Here is an 18,818-nt window from a genome sequence, read left to right on the forward strand (position 1 = left end):
GCTGGAAGCCCAACCTGGAAGAAAGAGGAAAGAGCATGTCCGCAAGACTGACCATTGCTGCGCTCTGCCTTTCTGGAATGGTGGCAGTGGGAGCTCCACCGTTGAGCGAGCTGGTTTCCAAACCCGCAGAGGCGCATACCGAGCACGTATTCGCCGCCGGAGAACCAGGCGACCCCAGGAAGGCGTCCCGCACGATCGAGATCGGGATGGCGGAAGGTCCCGGCTCCATGACCTACAGCCTCGACAGCATCGCGGTGCGCCGAGGAGAGCAGATCAGGTTCGTGCTCAGGAATACAGGAGATCTTGCCCACGAGTTTCTGCTCGACTCCATGGAGAACAACGCCAAGCACAAGAGCGAAATGGAGCAGAACCCGGAGATGGCGCACGACGAGGCCAATGGAAAGCGGCTCGAGCCAAAGACATCCAGCGAAATTGCCTGGCGCTTTACGAAGGCCGGCGAGTTCGAGTTCGCCTGCCTCATTCCCGGACACTACGAGGCAGGAATGAAGGGCATCATCGTCGTCAAGTAGGTCGCAGCGTCGGTGACGAGGGAGCCATCGAGGACGTGCCCAAGATTACGTCCCGTTGCGGCGCTTGGTCAGCCCGTTCGTTTGCGTTAGCACAAAGCCGCTCTGATAAAACGATGACAAGGCTCGTTTATCATTGCCGTGAGAATGGAAGCGGCTGCCATGATCGATTACCAAGCGATGGCGCGGTATGCTGATGAGCGGCTGCCGCGCTACACAAGCTATCCGACAGCACCGCTGTTCTCTTCGGCGGTAGCAGCGCCAGACTATTGTCATTGGCTTGCAGCGCTGCCTCCTGCAACCGAGACATCGCTTTACCTCCACATACCGTTCTGCCGATCGATGTGCTGGTATTGCGGTTGTCACACGACCATCACTCGGCGCAACGAACCGATCAGCAACTACGTCGATGTTCTCCAACGCGAGATCGAATTGGTCGCGCGCCACGTGCCCGCTCCTCTTACGGTGCGTCATGTTCATTTTGGCGGTGGCACGCCCACGACCATCGAACCGGAAGCTCTGAGGGCACTTGTGGCACGACTGCGCGCGACGTTTCACGTCGTGCCCGGAGCAGAGATCGCAATCGAAATCGACCCGAGAACACTGACGCCGGATATGACGGTGGCACTGGGCGAGGCTGGCTTCACGCGCGCCAGCCTCGGCGTGCAAAGCTTCGATCCTCGCGTGCAGAAGGAAATCAACCGCGTCCAGAGTGTTGACTGCACAGCCGCTGCGGTGGACGGCCTGCGCGCCGCCGGCATTGATGGCATCAACTTCGACCTGATCTATGGTCTGCCGCTGCAGACGACTGCTTCCTGTGTCGAGACGGTGGAGCAGTGCCTCGCCTTGCAGCCAGATCGCTTCTCAGTGTTCGGCTATGCCCATGTGCCCAAATTCAAGAAGCATCAGCGCAAGATCAATGAGGCCGGTCTCCCGGGAGGTCATGCCAGGCACGACCAGGCGACGGCGATCGCGGATGTGCTGGTTGCGGCGGGTTACGTCCACGTCGGCCTCGATCACTTCGCGCGCCCCGGCGACACCCTGGCTCGCGCGCAAGCCGAGGGCCGGCTGCGGCGCAACTTTCAAGGCTACACCACGGATGCATGCGGGGCATTGATCGGCTTCGGCGCCTCGGCAATTGGCCGTCTTCCCCAAGGCTACATGCAAAACGAGGTGGCACTCGGCCGTTACGCCGATTGCATCATGCAGGGTGAGCTTGCCGCTGCGAGGGGATATCGGCTCACCCCTGACGACATCTTGCGGGCGGACCTCATAGAACGGCTGATGTGCGATCTTGCGGTCGACGTTGCCGAGGTCTGTGCCCGGCATGGGATAACGCCTGTAACCCTCGCCCCGGCACTGATCCGGTTACGTGCGCTCGCCAACGAAGGCATCGTTCACATAGACGGGGCGCGTATCGTCGTTGCAGATCACGCACGTCCTCTGGTGCGCACCGTTGCGTCGACCTTCGATGCCTATCTTGGCGACTCTCAAAGGCTGTACAGCCGCGCGGTTTAGCGAGGCGGGGTGAGGTGCATTGCGCGCGCAGAGTCATGTCGCGAATGCGACACGCAATGAAGACTTAACCGCGGTCAAGGAGCGCCCGGCGGTCTGACGCCAAGGTGGCACAACGTGGATCCGAGCCACGAGCACCCCATGTTGGAGCCATGCCGATGATTGCGCGCCTGCGGTTTCCAGTCGCCCTGATGAGTGTGTCACTGCTCGGCGCGACCGCGCTAGCCGAGGGCAATGCAGAGAATGGCGAAACCGTCTTCCGGAAGTGCCGGACTTGTCATGAGATTGGGCCGAATGCCAAAAATAAAGTTGGCCCTCACCTCAATGGGATCATCGGGCGCAAAGCGGCGGCGCGGGACGGCTATGCTTATTCTCCGGTATTCAAAGGGCTTGGTGAGAAGGGCGTGGTGTGGGACGAAGCAACGCTGCTCAAGTACATCACCAAGCCGAACGACATGGCGCCGCGCAGCAAAATGGTATTTCCCGGCCTGGCTGACGAGAGCGAGCGCAAGGATCTTCTTGAGTATCTGAAGAAGTTTCCTGAGTAGGATTGGTGCGATTGTCTTCTGGGGTCATACGCCAAGCATCTTGTGCAGGCGTGCGTCCTTACTCTTGAAGTGATCGACGAACCAGTCCCGCACGGCGCGTCCGAGCGCCTCTTCATAGTCGACAAACGCGCCGCTTTCGTGGGCGTCGATGATGTCGCGGATGTCATCCAGCAGCTTCTCGTGATCCGCCTTGTGCGCCGCGTACTCGTCGTATCGATGCTTGCGCATGACCGTTTCCTCGAGGGCAAAATGCGCGGATATCTTTGCGAACACCTCGCCGAGGAAGCCGCCGATGACTTCTTTTCCTGCGTTGCTCCCGATCTTGCTATGCAGCGCGTTGATAAGGTCCACGAGTTCCCGGTGTTCGTGATCGACCTCACGAACGCCAGTTTCGAACTCGGTTTGCCATTCGATGAGCGCCATGACTGCTCCTATCGGATCGTGAACGTTCCTTGGTCACTGCTGAAGTCTATTGCGAGATTCTGCTGCGCCTTGAGTTCGATAGTGACCCGGCGCTCGTAGTCGAATCCTTCCATTCTATTGCTGTCGCGCAGGCGCGCCGTAATCTCGTGCCGGCCGGGCGCAATCGAGAATTTTCGATAGATCCTAGCGGGACCATCTCGAGATAAGCCGGTCGGCTGAATGACGTCATCATAGATGGGGACGTCACCGACGAGGAGCTGGACGCGCATCGGCAAGCGCTCGCGCCCGCATGTGTGCGGCCGGCGCTCGCGGGGCGGTAGCTTGGCGATTTCTTCCGGAGCCAGCCGCCGGCATTCCTCGACGCGCTTCGCGCCATGCGCGAAGCTGAACTTGATCTGCGCCTTGTCCGTCGGGAAATAGACAACCATCGGCCGGCTGGAGAAGTAACCGATAGCAAGCGCAAGAAGCCCATAGATTGCAGCTTGTCCCACGTATCTTGCCGCGTCGCTAATCACGAATGAACTCCTCGAGTTTTGCCATCCGCTCGGCCACGGCCCGTGACGGCGGCGCGAGCAATTCATCGAGCTCACGCGAGAAGTCCCGAAGCGCGCTGTCGAGTTTGGTGCGTCCGTCGCGCCCCGCCCACACAACTCTGAGCCGTTCGGCTGGTACGCGTGCGCGCAAGTGCGGGTCGCGGGCCCTCGCAAGGCGTGCTTGCGTCCACCGGATGCCGAAGCGAGCATGGCCGCTGTTCTCGGAGCATCCGACCAGCACGACGCCATCGGCGAGGTTCTTGCTCAGCACGAAGTCGATGAATGAAGGCGGGAGCTGGCCGATGCAACGCAAGCTGACCGATGACGTCCCAGGCGGAAGGTTGCTGATGGAGGAACCGTGCTCGCAGCCGAAAACAAGTATGCGACTTTTGCCCTGCAGAGGCGCGGTTGCCGCGAGCACGGCATCGCGAAGTGCACTGATACTGTGATCGGGCAGATCGATGCCTGGAATTAGGTCGGACGCCGTTCGGAAGGGTGTCGAGGTCGGGCAGGATCCTGCGCAGATGCCGCATCCCACGCACAGTGCAGGGTTGACGATGGCCTGGCGTTCGAAGGGGCGTCCATCAGTCCGGTTGCCCATGATGATGGCGCTGTACGGGCAGTCGTTGAAGCATCTCGTGCAGCCGTTGCAATTGGCGAGATCGACCACGGCCGCCGCAGGTTTGCGCATGGGGGGCAGCCAGGGCATGGCAAGCAGGATCAGCAGCAGTGCTCCCGAGGCACCCCATGTCACCGGGCCCGGCCAGCGGTCCAGCAGCGGGTAGAGCGGCAGGTAGAACCAGTCCAGCCCGACGGTTGCTGGCACTTTGGCGAGGTCGGCGGGGCCTTGGCTCGTTGCCGGATGCACGAGCGAGAGGGCGAGCAACGCCACGAAAACGCCGATGGCAAGGCCGCGCGGTGGATTGATGCGGGGCTTCGTCACGCGCTGGAGATGCACCCAGAGAATAACCAGCGCGATGAGCGGCACCGCGATGTGCATGAAGACCATGAGCGTGAAGAAGCGGCTCTCGAGCGTGTCGGGCGAGAAGAAGTTGCGCGCGATCGACGCGCCGAAGATGGGCAGTTTGTCGAGCCACTCGGTGGTCACGAGCGCCACGTATTGCGCAAGCGTGTCCCAGACCATCCAGTAGCCGGTAATTCCGGCTACGAAGATGAGCACAAGAGCGGGAACGCCCGTCACCCAACTGAACCAGCGCACGCCGCGATACCGATCCAGCGCAAACTCCCTCAAAAGGTGCGCGATCACAACGACGATGAGCCCGTCCGACGCGTAGCGATGGAGGCTGCGCATGACGCCTGCCGCATACCACTGGTCGCGGGTCATGTACTCGACCGAGGCGAAGGCGTCGTGGACGGCCGTCTCGAAAAAGATGAACAAGTATATGCCGCTGACCGTGACCACCCAGTAGAAGAAGAAGCCGAGCGCGCCGAGGTTGAGCAACGGGTTCCACTCAGGTGGGAACACTTTGCCAAGCCCGCTCTCGGCCAGATCGAAGATCCGGCGGATGGAAAGCCGGAGCAGTCTCATCGGAAGGACCTCATTCCGCGGCCGCTCGAGCGCCACCACTCTCTTATGAGCGCGAGAACGATCAGGCTAAAGCTGAAGAGCCCGATCCCGACGCTGATAAACAGCGAGTAGTTGAAATAGTAGCGGCCGGATTTGGGATCGTAGACCGTGCAGAAGTAGCGAATGCGATCGACGAGAATGTCGAGCGACTTCAGAGGTTCGCTGCGCCTGAGGACAAGCGCCTTGAGCGGATCCATGATGATCGGCGGCTCGAAGACCGCGCCATAGATCTGTTGGCTGACGCGCCCCTCTGCATCGATGAGGCTGACTTGCGCCAGATGATCAAAACCGCCGGCGCGGCTGTAGATGCCGAAGCCAACCGCCCTTGCCAGCGCGTCGAGGCTCTCCTCGTCTGCGGCGAGGAATTTCCAGTTGGGCAGGTCGATGCCGCGCGTGCGCGCGAACAGACGCAATCTTTCAGGCGTATCGTTGCGGATGTCGAAACCGACCGTGATGACGGCGAAGCTGTCCTCGCCAAAGGCTCGGCGTCCGGCTTCGACAGCCGGATAGAGACTTTCGAGCAGGGTCGGGCAAACGTCGGCGCACCCAGTGTAGATCATGCTGACCAGCAGAGGCTTGCCGCGATAGTCGGAGAGCCTCACCGTGCGCCCGCTGGTATCGGTGAGCGCGAGATCTGGCAGTTGCTGGCCGAGGGCCGCCTGTGACAAGGCAATGGCATTCTCGGCATTGCTGGCGGCCAATGCGCTGCTCGGCACGAGGGCGAAAGCCAGCGCCAGCGCAAGGAATTTGCGTCTCATGCCAGCGGTCCGAGTAGCCATCGATCAAGCACGACGCCAGTCAGCAGTAGAAGGAGCTGGGCCAGCGATGCGAAAAAATTCCGTATCGCATTGCGGCGTGTCGGCGCGCGCGCGAGCCCAATGCTGGCCGCAGTGAAAAGGATGCCGCTCACCACGGCGAACGCGAGGTAGATCATCCCCATGCCGAGCGCTGCCGGCGCCAGCGCAATGAGCGACAACGCGACCGTGTGCGCAAGAATGACCTGTGCGCAGATCCGATCGCCGACCACGAGTGGCAACATCGGAACGAGATTGGCGGCGTAGTCATCACGTGCAGCGATCGCCAGGCTCCAGAAATGCGGTGGCGTCCAAAGGAACAGGACGACAGCGAGGAGGATCGCCTCGATGGATATGACCGGATCGACGCTGGCGGCTCCGGCGAGCACGGCGAAGCTGCCGGCGAGGCCGCCGATCACGATGTTGAGACACGTGCGCCGCTTCAGCCACATCGTATAGACGATGCCGTATGTGAACGCGCCCATGAAGGTGTAGAAGGCCGATTGGGCATTGCCGGCAATGCCGGCCATGATGACCGCCACTGCGAGCAGCGCCGCGATGCCGCCGAGCCACGCCCATCCGGCATCCAGACGGCCGCTCGCAAATGGCCGGGTCGATGTTCGAGCCATGCGCGCGTCGAGATCGGCTTCGGCCCATTGATTGAAGGCACCTGCGGCCCCGGCTGCCAGAAGAACGGCGATGGCGACAGCCGCCATGCGCCACATCTCGGGAAGAGCTCCTGGAGATATCGCCAGCCCGCCGATCGCGCTGAGCATGATCGACACCGCGATCCGCGGCTTGAAGATGCCCATCACTTCCCGGATGGTCAGCGGCTCCCGGAGAATGGCTGCAGCAGCATCAGCCCTGTTCATCGTCGGCTCCTGCGGGTTCCTGTGGAACCGGCCTCGTGTGATGATCGAGAAATTTGCCACCTTTCAGGGCACCGTATCGAGCGAATTTCTCGATCTGAATCACACGAGCAAATCTATGCTTCCAGTGCCTCTTTTGATTCCGAAGTTTGCTCGCGACACCAGGATCGGGGTGTGGCGAACTTCGGAATCGGGGCACTAGCCCATCGGCCAGAGCTGGGAGAGGTACTTCCAGTTGACGAAGTAGTAGAGGACGAAGGCCGTGAAGAAGACGGACACGAGAATGTACGTGCCCGGCAGCTTCCAGGTGCCCGCATTGCCATAGCTCGACACCGCATCGCCAACTTGGCGCTGAGGCATGGGGCCGAGCGACTCGACGATGTTCGACGCATCCACGGGCTTGCCCCACAGGACGCTCGCCACGACGATGACGACGAAAAGGGCTCCACCGATGGCGGCCATGACCGCGGATAAGCCGTTGAGAGCCAGCATCAGGAATGCGGCCGCCGGATAAGCGAAGGACAACGTCGCGTCAGAGAATGCGACGTCCCAATGTCGCCGCGCGACGCCGAGCGTGCCTGCGCCCATCATGAAGAGCGAGATGCCCGCGACGCCAATGCCGAAGAGGTAGGGCTGCCACTTCGCCAGCCGAGGCCATATGACCTGGCGTTGGAAGATGAGGGGCAGCAGCAGGTAGGTGACGGCCATGAAGGCGAGCGTGGTGCCGGCGACGACCGTGGCGTGGAAATGCCCAGGCACGTAGAGCGTATTGTGCAGCATGATGTTGATCTGCTCGGTGCCGAGAACAACACCGGAGATGCCTCCAAGGAAGCCGAACATCACGAGCGAGAGGAACATTCCCGAGAAGGCCGGGTTCCCCCACGGTGCTTTCCGCAACCACTCGAAGGCGCCGCGCGTATAGCCGTTGCGCCGCTGGGCAGCTTCGATTGCGCCAGGTACGGTCATGCCATGGATCATGCTGCCGAGCACGGCCATGTACATGAAGTACGAGGTGTTGAAGACGCGCCATTCCGCGCTGACACCCGGCTCCACCAGAAGGTGGTGAGCAGAGGCAAGCTGCAGGAACAGTATGTAGAGGAAAAACGCGGTGCGGCTCACCTTTTCGGAGAGCGGTTTGGCGCCGAGCAGGATGGCGATGATCGCGTACCAGATCGCGACATGGGCCGATACGTTGACCTGCTGGGAGCTGTGACCCATTGCCCACCAGACGAGCTTGTACATCACCGTATTGATCTCGGAGATGTAGCCTATTGACCAGAGCCAGGTCGGGATCAGGATGATGGCGCCCGATGCGATCGTGAAAATCGCGATGATACACGCCGTCAAGGCGCCAAAAGTAACCAGAGGGATCGAGCCTTCGTATGTCTTTTCTTCTTTGGCGATGACCAGCGTGCCGAGAAAGACGAGACAACCGAGCAGCGCGCCGACCGCGAACAGGATCAGGCCCAGGTAGAAGTTCGGATGCGCCTGGAGTGGTGGGTAGCTCGTGAACATCACGCTCGACTGCCCCTGCAGGACAGTGACATTCGTGAGCAGACCGCCGCCCAGCATGAGCACGAAGCCGAGCCAGGCGATGCGCGGCGCAGCCAGCCTGCAGTTGAGCAGAACGGCCGACGCGAAGTAGAGCACGGCCATCTCGAAGAAAAGGATCCACAGCAGCAGTACATCGAGACCGTGCGCCGTGAGCACGAGATAGAACATGTCGGCAGGCAGCAGATGCACGGCCTGCCAGCGCGTCAGCGCCACCATCAGGCCGAACAGCCCGCCGATTGCCAGAAACACGATTGCGGCAACGGCATTCGCCTTGATCAGCCGCTGCGCTGCCAGATCGATCTTGAGACCGCTGGCCGGGCATATGCGGAACCTCGCAGCGATGCCACCGATCACACCCGTCTCAGCAGTTGCCATAGCCATGGCTTGATCCCCTCACTGTGGCTTGCCACCCGCCGCTGACCCGGGCTCGACGACATGAATGCGGCCGACCATGGTGTGGTGGCCGATGCCGCAGAACTCGTTGCACACGACGCTGAATGTCCCCGTCTCCGTCGGCGTAAGCGTGATGACGTGCTCGATGCCGGGATGAACCTGAATGTTGATATTCACGGGCTGAAGCGAGAAGCCGTGCTGCCAATCCAGGGATGACAGATGCAGGCGATAGCTGCGCCCCTTCTCGAGCTCCAACACCGGCCACCACTCCCATAGCCGGCTCAGCATGTAGACGTCGCCCCCGGCTGGTGGCCGGGCGACCGGAATGCCGGTCGTGCCCTCTTCGCGAACCTTGAACTGTTTCGTGAACGCTTCGGTGCGCTTCTCGAACACCGCGGGGTCTATGCGGTAAGCTTGAGTGGAAAGGTTCTGGCGCCCTTCGATATGCCAGTAGACCATCGCGCCGAACATCACGAGGCCCCACAGGAAGGCGATCACTATCCAAATGATCTCATCCTTTTCGATGGGCTCGTTCCACCAGACGCGCTTCTCGGGAGGATGGATAGCCACGACTCGCTCTCCTCACTTCGCAATGGGCATCTGAGTGAGCTCGATGAGCCCCCAGAGAATGTAGAAGACGGTCGGGATCGTGACCCCGAGGAACAGGAGCAGAAACGGGTTGTCGAGAGCCCGTTGCATTGCCGGAATGCGTTCCGGCGGCGAGACCGACGCGTGTGGTTGCTGTTGCCCTGCATTCGCCATGGTGGGCTCCCTCCCGAAGCTGATGGCCCGAAGCTGATGGATTGAAACTGAGTGTCTGCACAGTTTCGTTCCTTGACTTCGGTTAAGCGTCCATCCGCGCATGTCAGCGCAGCGCGCGCGGTTGCGCGCGTGCCTGCTCATGGATGCGGTGCTGGCCGTGTCGGCTATCGGCAGGAAGTTTGCTGCAGCACAAAGAGGCTGTTTTGCGCCGCACCTAATCTTTCTTCGTAACATCCAGGCAAGACCAGCTCACGAAGGAGACAGGTCATGTTCACCAGACGCGAGACACTCATGAGCGTCGCCGGCGCCGCTGTCGTCGCCGCGATGCCGGCAGCACCTGCGGCCGCACAGGAGGCGGCCAATATCGCCAAGCTTCCTCGCAAGAAGGTAACCCTGGTGCAGCCTCCGTTCGTCCATGAGCATGATCAGGTGGCCAAGGGCGGCCCGAAGGTCGTCGAGTTCACGATGACCATCGAGGAGAAGCCGGTCGTCATCGATGATGAGGGCACGGTTCTCCAGGCCATGACCTTCAACGGCTCTATTCCGGGCCCGATGATGGTGGTTCACGAGGGGGACTACGTCGAGCTCACGCTTGTCAATCCGGCAACCAACGAGATGCCGCACAATATCGATTTTCACGCTGCTACGGGTGCGCTCGGCGGCGCCGCACTGACGGACGTCAATCCCGGCGAGGAGGTCAAGCTGCGCTTCAAGGCAACGCGGACCGGTACCTTCGTCTATCACTGCGCGCCCAAAGGCATGATCCCCTGGCACGTCGTCGCGGGCATGAGCGGAACGATCATGATCCTGCCGCGCGACGGCCTGAAGGACGAGAAGGGCAAGCCGGTCCGTTACGATAGCGTCTACTATATCGGCGAGAACGAGTTCTACATTCCGCGCGATGCCAACGGGAAGTTCATCAACTACAAGACGCTTGGCGACAGCTTCCCCGAGACGCTCAAGGCCATGCGCGGTCTGATCCCGACCCACGTCGTCTTCAATGGCCGCGTTGGTGCGTTGACCGGCAAGAATGCGATGACGGCGAAGGTCGGCCAGACCGTCCTGTTCGTCCATTCTCAGGCCAACCGCGATACACGGCCCCACCTGATCGGTGGCCACGGTGACTACGTTTGGGAGGAAGGCAAGTTCGCCAATCCACCGGCCAAGGATCTCGAGACTTGGTTCATCCGAGGCGGATCTGCGGGAGCGGCTCTCTATAAGTTCCTTCAGCCGGGCGTCTATGCCTACGTCAACCATAACCTGATCGAAGCAGCCGAGCTTGGCGCGACGGCACACGTGATCGTCGATGGGAAGTGGAATGACGACCTGATGACCCAGGTCAGCGCACCAGGGCCGATACGGACTAACTAGCATCATCTCCAAGGCGGGGCGCTGTTGAGCGTGCCGGCGGCCCGCCTTCTTCCCGAAGGCGGGCCTATTGCGCTCGGAGAGTTCGTATCATGAAACTTCAAGCTGCCAGTGTTGCCGCCATCAGCGTACTCGCGATCGCAGCGGGTGCTGCCCTGCTGCAACCGAGCCATCGGGCTGCACCATCCTTGATCCAGACCGTAACGATCAAGCCGGCTTACTTTGCCTATCGCCTGCCGGGTGAGTTTCTGGCGGACGGCCGCGTCGTCGATGCAGCACGCTTCGATGCAAGTCCGAGGCACCCACTCGAAATCATGACCTATCAGGTCAGCGCCGCTGAGTATGCCGCCTGCGTTGCCGACGGGGCCTGCCAGCCGGCCGACAGCTCGGGAGCCGCTAAAGATCTTCCTGTAACGGGTGTCAGCTACCTGGATGCCGTCCGCTACGCCGAATGGTTATCTTCGAAAACGGACGAGAGCTGGCGTCTGCCAACGGACGAGGAATGGGCGTTCGCCGCTGCCGAGCGGCTTGGTGACGATGCGCTCGGCAATGCCGATAGCGAGATCGCCAATCCAGCGGCGCGATGGCTCACGGCCTACCGCGAGCGCAACGCGCGCGAGGGGCGCGATACCCTGCCGAAGATGAGAGGCCATTTCGGCGCCAACAGCCGTGGCCTGTATGACATCGCCGGCAACGTATCGGAGTGGACTAGCACTTGCTACACGCGCACACACGTTGATGCAGCCGGCAAATCTGTGCAACGGACCGAGAATTGCGGCGTGCGCGTCACCGGCGGTCAGCATCGCGGATATATGACCAACTTTCTCCGCGACGGCAAAAGCGGGGGCTGCGCCGCCGGCATGGCGCCCGATAACCTCGGCTTCAGGCTCGTGAAAGACCCTGCACCATCGTTTGCGCGTCGCCTGTGGCAGGGTATGGCGAGAGGCTGACGCCAGCGCAAACAGGATCATGGTCAGCCGCCGCGCCGATTGGTCCGGCGGCTACTTGCTCTTCAAGGGCATCGTGTATTCGGGCTGCTTGCCTGGGGGACGCGGTTTCATGCTCCTGCGCATCAGGCTCGCTCTGTGCTGTTGTAACTATAACACAGAAGGCCGGGCGGCTCTCGATCCGCCCGGCCCTCCATGCGACGGCTTTGGTGAGTTGCCCCCGATCAATCGACCGGTACCGTCGCGAGGAGGTCGGCAAAGACCTTCTTGGCCCTGCCAGGATGCGTCACTGCTTTGGCCTCTTCGAGATTCACGGGGTCACCAACCAGGATCAGCGCGACCATGCCCATGCCGTAATGCGGGGTGCATTTGATCCCGTAGACGCCCTGAGCCGTCAGCTTGACGGTAAACTCCTCGTTGATCTTGCTCTTGAAGAGCTCGGCTCCCTCAGGAAGCATGCCCTTGATGGCTTCGGCGTTGTGCGACTTGTCCGTCGGCACGAAGCGGATTGTGTCTCCCGGCGCCGCCTTCACCAAATCCGGCACGAACACCATCGCGCCTTTCTCGCCCTTGTTGAGCATGAGCACTTCATGCTCGGCCGCTTGAGCGCCACCCGCGAGCATAAACGCCGCGAGGGCCGCCATTGCGATTGTCCGATTCATGATCATTGCCTTTCTGCGTGACACCTCGTTCGGTATCACTATTTTGATAGGCCGATCACAGCCGGCCGACGTTGTGGAATCACAAACAAAAGGACCAAGGGGCCGCGCGCGGCGATGCTTGTCACGCCTGTTGGGGCATGGGACAGTCAGCCAAAACGAGGAGTATGCCGGTGGTCCGTCTTGACCGTGCTTTAATCGCCGGCCTGCCGCTTTTTTCCGGCATGGCACCCGCCGATCTCGACAAAGTGCTGGAAGGCGCGACATCTCGGCGCGTCGCGAAAGAGGGCTTCATCTTCGAGCAGGGCGGCGAAGCCACTTCCTTCTTCGTGCTCCTCGACGGGCGCGTACGCGTCGTAAAGACAACCCCGGACGGTCAGCAGGTGATTGTGCGCTACATCGTGCCTGGCGAAGTGCTCGGTATCGCCCGGGCTCTTGGCCGCAACACCTATCCTGCAAGCGCAATCGCTGTCGTCGATTGTGTTCTGCTCGCGTGGCCGGAGCGCCTGTGGCCGGAGTTCGCGGCGGCCTTCCCGAGCTTTGGCGCCAATACCTATAAAATGATCGGCCAGCGGCTCGATGACGTCCAGACGCAAGTTGTCGAGATGGCTACGGAGCAGGTCGAGCAGCGGGTTGCTCACGCGTTGTTGCGGCTGGTCCAGCAGACCGGCAAGAAATCGAGTGACGGCATTCTGATCGATTTTCCAATCTCACGGCAGGATATTGCCGAGATGACCGGCACGACACTGCACACCGTCAGCCGACTGCTCACCGCGTGGGAGCAGAAAGGACTCGTCAAGAGCGCGCGCCAGCAGGTCACGATTGTTGCGCCGCATCGCTTGCGCCTATTGGCCGACGGGCAGACCGACAGCGAATAGCGCGTTGGCCGGCTGTTTGATCGCCGCGAGCAGCTCTCGCCGAAGCTAATCTCCATCGAGCCCGTGCGCGCCTATTGCGTGCTAAAGCAACGGACTTGAAATTCACCTCAGTTCGAGGCTAGGCGGGGAGTGAATTTCAAGTCCAAAGTTGCATTAGAAGACTATGAATCTAAAGCGTCTTTGGACCTTAAATGCGACTTTGAGATCGGCCCAGGCGTGGGTCGCATTTAAGGTCCGACGCTTTAGTGCACGACCATAGTTCGGGTAAAAGTCGCCCTTCTTTGCGCGCCAGCAAATAGATCTCGCATGCTTCTTCGAGCCTCAGCGGCCGGTATGCGATGCGCGCCTGACGGCCCCGCCGCCGCCGAATCTCTGCCGGGCTGCTTCAGAGGCCATCAGCGGGGTCCACGGTGGCTCGTAGGTCAACTGCACCTCGATATCCCGCACGCCCTCGACCTCTCGCGCAGCAGACTGCACCGCCTCCTGGAGGAAAACCGTTGCCGGGCATCCGGGGGTCGTTGTCGTCATGGCTATCCGCGCGCTTCCGTCGTCGCTCACCGCGATCTCGTAGATCAATCCAAGCTCGACGAGGCTTTCGCCAAGCTCCGGGTCGATAACAATGCTCAGCGCATCACGTATCGCGACCGTCAATGCCTCTTTGTCCTTCGGGCTCATGGCGACGGCTCCTGTTCGACAGCCCGGATTTCGATACGGTACGAGCCGTCAGTCTCCATCGTGCCCCGCCATGCCAAACCCCGCGCCTTCAGCTCGTCGAAGAGGAACAGCGGTTCGCGTGGTAGTAGTGCGACGAGCGTCTCACCAGGGGCGAGTTGCTCGACGCCCTCGAGGGTACGCACCAACGGCTCCGGCGGATCGAGATCTCGATTGTCCATCTGGATAGAGGGAGGCGGCCACGCATCAGCGCTGGCCGATGCGATCGTTGATGGCGCGGAGAGTTCGCGCGAGGTTGCAATGTCGCTCGGCGTGAAGATGACTTCCCAATCGCCATTTCCGATCTCGCGGGCTGATGGTGTAAAGCCTCGTGAACCCAACACCTGGAAGAGGGGGATTGGCTTGAAGGTCGCAAATAGCCGGAGGCTTTGGCCCGGCTTCAGCTCCGCGACTGCGTCCATGATCACACTGAACGGCTCCCCGCCTTCCTTGAGAATGGGGCGAACGTCGAGATCGCGATGCGGCATGTTCATGGCGGCCTCCGGGCCGGATCAGCGGTTGGACGCAGCAGGTAGAAACAGGCGCGGCACGCGTGCACCTTCGGGAAGGCGCGCTTCCGGCGCCACGTTGTGCAGCCGGCGAGCAAGTATCAGCTCGGCGATTATGATGATCACGGCGATGAGCGTTGTCGCCGCGGCGGCGCGCAGCAAGCCCGGAGCTTCGGCGAGGAGCGCACCGGTTCCGATCGCGACGCTCGCAAAATAGAGTACGAACCACGGCTCAACCCGTCGTTCGACGACGAGATCCTGTACGCGAGGCGTCGGCCTGCGGCCCATGACGGGACCGTAGCATTCGAGCCATGTCAGGAACGGCACGATTTTGTAGAGCTGAGAGAGGCCAAGGCCGGAAAGCCAGCCGAAAGCGAACAAGTATGTGATGGCGCCCGCATGCACGTCGAGGGTGCCACGAACGGCGGCAGCGATGAACAGCGCGATAGCCGCATAAAGCGCGACAAGGGCGCCCCCTGCCGCCCTGAGATTGAGCTCGGTCTTGCGTCGCTTGCGGTTCCTATAGAAGAAGGCGATATCAGTACCGTAGAGGACGACTGAGCCAAGAGCCAGGGCTCCTGCGACTGCCAAGACTATGCTCACTTTGGTACCGGCTGCCGCTCCGACCAACACCATGAGAGGCATCACGGCGACGACTAAGACGAGCGCCATGCTGAGGCTCAACCACGCCACGCGGCCAGTCGCGCGTTCCGTATCTGGGGACAGCATGAACATGGGCAGCAGCCGGTAGCTGACGCCGATCGCTGTACAACTCAGCCAACCTCCAAAGCCGGCAAGAGCGTGATACGGAACGGCATTCGCGTGCAGTTCGACGAGAGTAGACGTTGCCGTCACGCCGGAAAGAACGAAAGCAAAGCTGCCGCCCAGAAGGAATGTGCCGCCTAGTGAGGCGAGGCCTGTTGCGACGAACCGGGCCGACAAGGGCAAGGTTGGTGCGTCGAGCATAGTGCGTGCGAGGGGCCAGATAGCCGTCAAGAAACCCGCGGCAAGAAGAACGCCCCCCCATGCGAGCAGCGGTAGTTCGATCTCGACAACGCCGGCGAGACGCAGAAACCCCGCGAGAAGGAGGCCCAATCCGGCAAGCAGGCTCAGCAGGGCGGGCAACACCAGCGCCTGATCGCGCAATGGCTTACCCACCAGGACTGGCACAAACTGGAAGAGTGCGCCGAGTATGAGCAGACTGAGCCAGCCGATCGCCACGAGGTGCACGATCACAAGCGTCTCTGGCGCTCTCAAGCCAGTCTGGGGATAACCAAATCCTGCCGCGATCGCCGTCAAACCTGCAAGCAGGCACAGCAGTGCAGCGGCAAAGTATGCCATCGTCCAGCGCGAGATGGATGCGCCAAGCATCGATCGAGACCATCAGTTGCGAAGGCGTCCTGTATCTAGGCACAAAACATGTATCAATGATATATATTTTATTGTGAGGGTGCTGCTGTGGCTCAAGATGGCGATCGTGTCGATGTGAGAAGCGTCCCGGCCTGAGGTCGCTTGCAGCGTATGACCATACGAGCGCGCCGGGGAACAAAGGTGCAGGAGACACAACCGGCTGGTTGGCAATTTGATCCGCGTCAAAGTAGCGTGAGTAATAAGAGACATATAAAATACATCTATCAGGCAATCTTTGCTCGCCCGATCGTGCAACGGGCAAGGAGGAGCTAGTGGAACGTGGGCCACTGATCCGCAACGCATCGCCGATGGAGCCTGAGGATTGGCACCTCGTCCGATCGACGCCGCTCTTTGGACGCATTCCAAAGGATGTCACGGCGAGGCTCGTGGGATCGTCAGGGCCGAGGTGCTACGAAAAAGGTGCGCTGCTCTTCCAGCAGGGGGATCCGGCCGATGCCTTCTATGTCATCCTCGAGGGCTGGGTGAAGATTGCGCGTCTCACCTCGGAGGGCGGCGAGGCCGTCGTCGGCATGTTCCGGCGCGGCGAGACCTTTGCCGAGGCCGCGATGTTTCTCGGTGGCCGCTATCCGGCCAATGCCGAGGTGGTAGCGCCGTCGCGTTTGCTGAAAATTGACGGGGAGAACCTGCGCAAGAGTATCCGCGAGAACCCGGACCTCGCGCTCTGCATGCTGGCCTCGGCATCCCACCACCTGAAGTTCCTCGTCGAGCAGATCGAGCAGATCAAGCTGCTGTCCGCCCCGCAGCGCATCGCCGACTTCCTGATCCAGCAGTGCCGCACCCGCCGCGGTTCTTGCGTGGTGGTTCTGCCTTACGAGAAGGCGCTGATCGCCAATCGCCTCGGCATGAAGCCCGAGAGCTTCTCGCGCGCGATCGGCAGGCTGCGCAATCTCGGCGTCTCCGTCGATCACGAGTACGTTTCAATCGCCGACGTGAGCACGCTCGTTGCCTTCGTCGAGAAGAGCGAGGAGAGCGAGCGCGCACGCTGACGGCCCACCTTGGCAAGGACACCTACAGCCACATTCACTACGACGGAGCACAGGCGAGGACTATTTCGGTCCGGGAAGCCGGCCTGCAGTCATTCCCAGACGGCTTCATGCACGGTTGTTTCTGGCATCGGCACGACTGCGAGCTATTCAAGTGACCCAAGACAGGCGTGCATTTTCCCTACCCTTGCACTGAGCTACAGAGCAGAGTCGTCGCGAACTTCTCCGCAATCACCGAGGATGAGTTCCGAACCGCGCAATCCGATCATGAGGGATGCGGCATTGGTGTTCGCCGACGTGATCTTGGGCATCACCGAGGCGTCGACTACGCGCAAGCCCTCGACACCGCGAACCCGAAGCAAAGGATCGACGACAGCGCCCTCGCCCTTTCCCATGCGGCAGGTTCCTACCGGGTGGAATACGGTGCCGCCATGGGACTGCGCGAATTTCAAGAGGTCGGCATCCGTAAGCGCATCGGGGCCGGGCAGAACCTCGCGAGTCCACAGACCTCGGAATGCCGGTTGCGCAAAGATTTCCCGCAGCAGCTTCAGGCCTGCGACGGTTACTTTGCGGTCCAACTCGGCGGACAGATAGCGAGGCTCGATCTGTGGTGATGCGAGCGGATCCGCGGAGCGAATTCTGAGCCGGCCGCGCGACTCGGGATGACACTGCCACATGGCAGCGGTGAAACCGGAGTACGTGTGCAGCGGGTCGCCCGGCTTGTCGACCGAGAGCGGCATCACGTTGAACTGAATGTCGGGACGGCCGTTCCGGGCAAACGTGGTGCACGCTGCGCCGCCAACCTGTCCGGCTCCGATGGTCAATGGCCCACGACCGTGTGCGAGCCATTGCCAGCCCATCCTCGCGAGCGCGATCGGATTGCGCACGTCGTTGTTTAGCGATTGGCGCGAACCGAGTTCAACAATGCTGCGCGCCTGATAGTGATCCTGAAGGTTCTCGCCGACGTCGGGAAGGTCGGCCACAACATTGATCCCGAGCGAGCGCAGATGCTCAGCCGCTCCAATGCCTGAAAGCTGTAAGAGCTGCGGCGATTGCAGAGCGCCGGCCGCGAGGATGACCTCGCGTGAGGCGCGTGCGGTCACGCGCTCGCGCCCGGATGCCCATTCCATGCCGACGGCGCGCGCGCCTTTGAGCAGGACGCGCGTCGCGTGAGCGCCCGTCTGAACGGTCAGATTGGGCCGCGAGAGCGTCGGATGGAGAAATGCAACGGCTGAGCTTTCACGCCAACGCTTGCCGATGCTCAACTGATATGAGCCAACACCGTAGGTGGTCTCGCCGTTGAAGTCAGGATTGTAGGGGAGGCCGAACTGTTGAGCCGCTGCAAGCCACGCACCGCACATGGGATGGTCGTTGCGCAGCGTCGAGACGCTCAACTCGCCATGCGCTCCGCGGTGCTGGCTCTGTGGTCCGTCGAAAGTTTCCAGCCGCCGGAAGCAAGGCAGCACGTCGCGATAGTTCCAGCCATCGGCGCCCGCTTTCTCCCAATCGTCGAAGTCCTCGTGCTGACCTCGAATGAAGATAAGGCCATTGATGGAGCTGGATCCGCCGATAATGCGTCCGCGCGGCCAGGCAATGGCGCGCCCCGCTGTGCCTTCCGCCGGCTCGGTCGGAAACAGCCGTGAAAAGCGCGCGTCGTAGATCGTACGGAAATAGCCGACCGGCAACTTGAGCCAGAAATTGCGATCCCACCCGCCTGCCTCGAGAAGCAGGACCTTGCATCGAGGATCAGCGGAAAGCCGGTTGGCGAGAATGCAGCCCGCCGAACCGGCTCCCACGATGATGTAGTCGTACGTCGCTTCCGACAA

General features: G+C 61.4%; 20 protein-coding genes. 7 read left to right on the top strand and 13 right to left on the bottom strand.

What is annotated here, in order from left to right:
* Positions 1–101 precede the first annotated feature (101 nt).
* From CS1BSM3_RS16545 to CS1BSM3_RS16555, 3 genes are all read left to right on the top strand, one after another.
* Positions 102–530 carry a cupredoxin domain-containing protein gene (locus CS1BSM3_RS16545; protein WP_244540541.1) on the top strand — a complete coding sequence of 143 codons (429 nt, stop codon included), beginning with the start codon at positions 102–104 and terminating at the stop codon, positions 528–530.
* Between the two features lie 159 nt (positions 531–689).
* Positions 690–2,045 (top strand): oxygen-independent coproporphyrinogen III oxidase, encoded by a 1,356-nt coding sequence (hemN, locus tag CS1BSM3_RS16550; RefSeq protein ID WP_072388738.1) that lies wholly within the window; start codon positions 690–692, stop codon positions 2,043–2,045.
* A gap of 155 nt (positions 2,046–2,200) precedes the next feature.
* A complete protein-coding gene (locus tag CS1BSM3_RS16555; protein ID WP_174263702.1) occupies positions 2,201–2,590 on the top strand; it encodes a c-type cytochrome in 390 nt (129 codons plus the stop codon).
* 24 nt (positions 2,591–2,614) lie between these two features.
* Here CS1BSM3_RS16555 and CS1BSM3_RS16560 read toward each other — a convergent pair whose 3' ends face one another.
* The 8 genes from CS1BSM3_RS16560 to CS1BSM3_RS16595 form a co-directional block, all read right to left on the bottom strand.
* The gene (locus CS1BSM3_RS16560) at positions 2,615–3,013 is read right to left on the bottom strand and encodes a bacteriohemerythrin (RefSeq protein WP_072388740.1); all 399 of its coding nucleotides are present in this window, start codon (positions 3,011–3,013) and stop codon (positions 2,615–2,617) included.
* Between the two features lie 8 nt (positions 3,014–3,021).
* Positions 3,022–3,528 carry a hypothetical protein gene (locus CS1BSM3_RS16565; RefSeq protein ID WP_072388742.1) on the bottom strand — a complete coding sequence of 169 codons (507 nt, stop codon included), beginning with the start codon at positions 3,526–3,528 and terminating at the stop codon, positions 3,022–3,024.
* Positions 3,521–5,095 carry a cytochrome b N-terminal domain-containing protein gene (locus tag CS1BSM3_RS16570; protein WP_072388744.1) on the bottom strand — a complete coding sequence of 525 codons (1,575 nt, stop codon included), beginning with the start codon at positions 5,093–5,095 and terminating at the stop codon, positions 3,521–3,523. The genes CS1BSM3_RS16565 and CS1BSM3_RS16570 overlap by 8 nt, the downstream gene beginning before the upstream one ends.
* Positions 5,092–5,892, bottom strand: coding sequence for an SCO family protein (locus tag CS1BSM3_RS16575; protein WP_174263703.1), 801 nt, complete (start codon positions 5,890–5,892; stop codon positions 5,092–5,094). The genes CS1BSM3_RS16570 and CS1BSM3_RS16575 overlap by 4 nt, the downstream gene beginning before the upstream one ends.
* On the bottom strand, positions 5,889–6,800 hold the full coding sequence (gene cyoE, locus CS1BSM3_RS16580; RefSeq protein ID WP_072388748.1) for a heme o synthase: 912 nt from the start codon (positions 6,798–6,800) through the stop codon (positions 5,889–5,891). The genes CS1BSM3_RS16575 and cyoE overlap by 4 nt, the downstream gene beginning before the upstream one ends.
* Positions 6,801–6,995: 195 nt before the next feature.
* Positions 6,996–8,732 (bottom strand): cbb3-type cytochrome c oxidase subunit I, encoded by a 1,737-nt coding sequence (locus CS1BSM3_RS16585; protein WP_210188796.1) that lies wholly within the window; start codon positions 8,730–8,732, stop codon positions 6,996–6,998.
* Positions 8,733–8,744: 12 nt separating this feature from the next.
* Positions 8,745–9,314: a cupredoxin domain-containing protein gene (locus CS1BSM3_RS16590; protein WP_072388752.1), complete on the bottom strand. Its 570-nt coding sequence runs from the start codon at positions 9,312–9,314 to the stop codon at positions 8,745–8,747.
* Between the two features lie 12 nt (positions 9,315–9,326).
* Complete coding sequence (locus CS1BSM3_RS16595) at positions 9,327–9,506, bottom strand: hypothetical protein (protein ID WP_072388754.1); 180 nt, start codon at positions 9,504–9,506, stop codon at positions 9,327–9,329.
* A 267-nt stretch (positions 9,507–9,773) separates the two neighbouring features.
* Here CS1BSM3_RS16595 and nirK point away from each other — a divergent pair, with 267 nt between their 5' ends.
* Positions 9,774–10,877, top strand: a complete 1,104-nt coding sequence (nirK, locus tag CS1BSM3_RS16600) for a copper-containing nitrite reductase (RefSeq protein ID WP_072388756.1) — start codon at positions 9,774–9,776, stop codon at positions 10,875–10,877.
* Between the two features lie 89 nt (positions 10,878–10,966).
* Positions 10,967–11,824 (top strand): formylglycine-generating enzyme family protein, encoded by an 858-nt coding sequence (locus tag CS1BSM3_RS16605; RefSeq protein ID WP_072388758.1) that lies wholly within the window; start codon positions 10,967–10,969, stop codon positions 11,822–11,824.
* Between the two features lie 221 nt (positions 11,825–12,045).
* Here the strand turns inward: CS1BSM3_RS16605 and CS1BSM3_RS16610 are convergent, their stop codons facing one another.
* Positions 12,046–12,465 carry a pseudoazurin gene (locus CS1BSM3_RS16610; protein ID WP_244540542.1) on the bottom strand — a complete coding sequence of 140 codons (420 nt, stop codon included), beginning with the start codon at positions 12,463–12,465 and terminating at the stop codon, positions 12,046–12,048.
* Between the two features lie 188 nt (positions 12,466–12,653).
* Here CS1BSM3_RS16610 and CS1BSM3_RS16615 point away from each other — a divergent pair, with 188 nt between their 5' ends.
* Complete coding sequence (locus CS1BSM3_RS16615) at positions 12,654–13,358, top strand: Crp/Fnr family transcriptional regulator (RefSeq protein WP_143149387.1); 705 nt, start codon at positions 12,654–12,656, stop codon at positions 13,356–13,358.
* A 321-nt stretch (positions 13,359–13,679) separates the two neighbouring features.
* Here the strand turns inward: CS1BSM3_RS16615 and CS1BSM3_RS16620 are convergent, their stop codons facing one another.
* The 3 genes from CS1BSM3_RS16620 to CS1BSM3_RS16630 are packed head-to-tail and all read right to left on the bottom strand — an operon-like array spanning position 13,680 to position 15,949.
* Positions 13,680–14,033, bottom strand: a complete 354-nt coding sequence (locus tag CS1BSM3_RS16620) for a metal-sulfur cluster assembly factor (protein ID WP_072388762.1) — start codon at positions 14,031–14,033, stop codon at positions 13,680–13,682.
* Positions 14,030–14,563 carry a DUF2249 domain-containing protein gene (locus CS1BSM3_RS16625; RefSeq protein WP_072388764.1) on the bottom strand — a complete coding sequence of 178 codons (534 nt, stop codon included), beginning with the start codon at positions 14,561–14,563 and terminating at the stop codon, positions 14,030–14,032. The genes CS1BSM3_RS16620 and CS1BSM3_RS16625 overlap by 4 nt, the downstream gene beginning before the upstream one ends.
* A gap of 18 nt (positions 14,564–14,581) precedes the next feature.
* Positions 14,582–15,949, bottom strand: a complete 1,368-nt coding sequence (locus CS1BSM3_RS16630) for a hypothetical protein (protein ID WP_072388765.1) — start codon at positions 15,947–15,949, stop codon at positions 14,582–14,584.
* Between the two features lie 311 nt (positions 15,950–16,260).
* On the opposite strand from CS1BSM3_RS16630, the gene CS1BSM3_RS16635 reads away from it, so the two are divergent.
* Positions 16,261–16,995, top strand: coding sequence for a Crp/Fnr family transcriptional regulator (locus tag CS1BSM3_RS16635; protein WP_244540543.1), 735 nt, complete (start codon positions 16,261–16,263; stop codon positions 16,993–16,995).
* A gap of 194 nt (positions 16,996–17,189) precedes the next feature.
* Here the strand turns inward: CS1BSM3_RS16635 and CS1BSM3_RS16640 are convergent, their stop codons facing one another.
* Positions 17,190–18,818 (bottom strand): GMC family oxidoreductase, encoded by a 1,629-nt coding sequence (locus CS1BSM3_RS16640; protein ID WP_072388767.1) that lies wholly within the window; start codon positions 18,816–18,818, stop codon positions 17,190–17,192.

It is taken from the genome of Hyphomicrobium sp. CS1BSMeth3 (genome assembly GCF_900117415.1).
In the GTDB taxonomy this organism is placed as follows: Bacteria; Pseudomonadota; Alphaproteobacteria; order Rhizobiales; family Hyphomicrobiaceae.

Coding starts and splice junctions, on each gene's coding strand:
- CS1BSM3_RS16630 (WP_072388765.1), bottom strand. CDS start 15,949: ATGCTTGGCGCATCCATCTCGCGCTGGACGATGGCATACTTTGCCGCT.
- hemN (WP_072388738.1), top strand. CDS start 690: ATGATCGATTACCAAGCGATGGCGCGGTATGCTGATGAGCGGCTGCCG.
- CS1BSM3_RS16560 (WP_072388740.1), bottom strand. CDS start 3,013: ATGGCGCTCATCGAATGGCAAACCGAGTTCGAAACTGGCGTTCGTGAG.
- CS1BSM3_RS16555 (WP_174263702.1), top strand. CDS start 2,201: ATGATTGCGCGCCTGCGGTTTCCAGTCGCCCTGATGAGTGTGTCACTG.
- CS1BSM3_RS16575 (WP_174263703.1), bottom strand. CDS start 5,892: ATGAGACGCAAATTCCTTGCGCTGGCGCTGGCTTTCGCCCTCGTGCCG.
- CS1BSM3_RS16585 (WP_210188796.1), bottom strand. CDS start 8,732: ATGGCTATGGCAACTGCTGAGACGGGTGTGATCGGTGGCATCGCTGCG.
- CS1BSM3_RS16625 (WP_072388764.1), bottom strand. CDS start 14,563: ATGAACATGCCGCATCGCGATCTCGACGTTCGCCCCATTCTCAAGGAA.
- CS1BSM3_RS16620 (WP_072388762.1), bottom strand. CDS start 14,033: ATGAGCCCGAAGGACAAAGAGGCATTGACGGTCGCGATACGTGATGCG.
- CS1BSM3_RS16570 (WP_072388744.1), bottom strand. CDS start 5,095: ATGAGACTGCTCCGGCTTTCCATCCGCCGGATCTTCGATCTGGCCGAG.
- CS1BSM3_RS16595 (WP_072388754.1), bottom strand. CDS start 9,506: ATGGCGAATGCAGGGCAACAGCAACCACACGCGTCGGTCTCGCCGCCG.
- cyoE (WP_072388748.1), bottom strand. CDS start 6,800: ATGAACAGGGCTGATGCTGCTGCAGCCATTCTCCGGGAGCCGCTGACC.
- nirK (WP_072388756.1), top strand. CDS start 9,774: ATGTTCACCAGACGCGAGACACTCATGAGCGTCGCCGGCGCCGCTGTC.
- CS1BSM3_RS16610 (WP_244540542.1), bottom strand. CDS start 12,465: ATGGCGGCCCTCGCGGCGTTTATGCTCGCGGGTGGCGCTCAAGCGGCC.
- CS1BSM3_RS16605 (WP_072388758.1), top strand. CDS start 10,967: ATGAAACTTCAAGCTGCCAGTGTTGCCGCCATCAGCGTACTCGCGATC.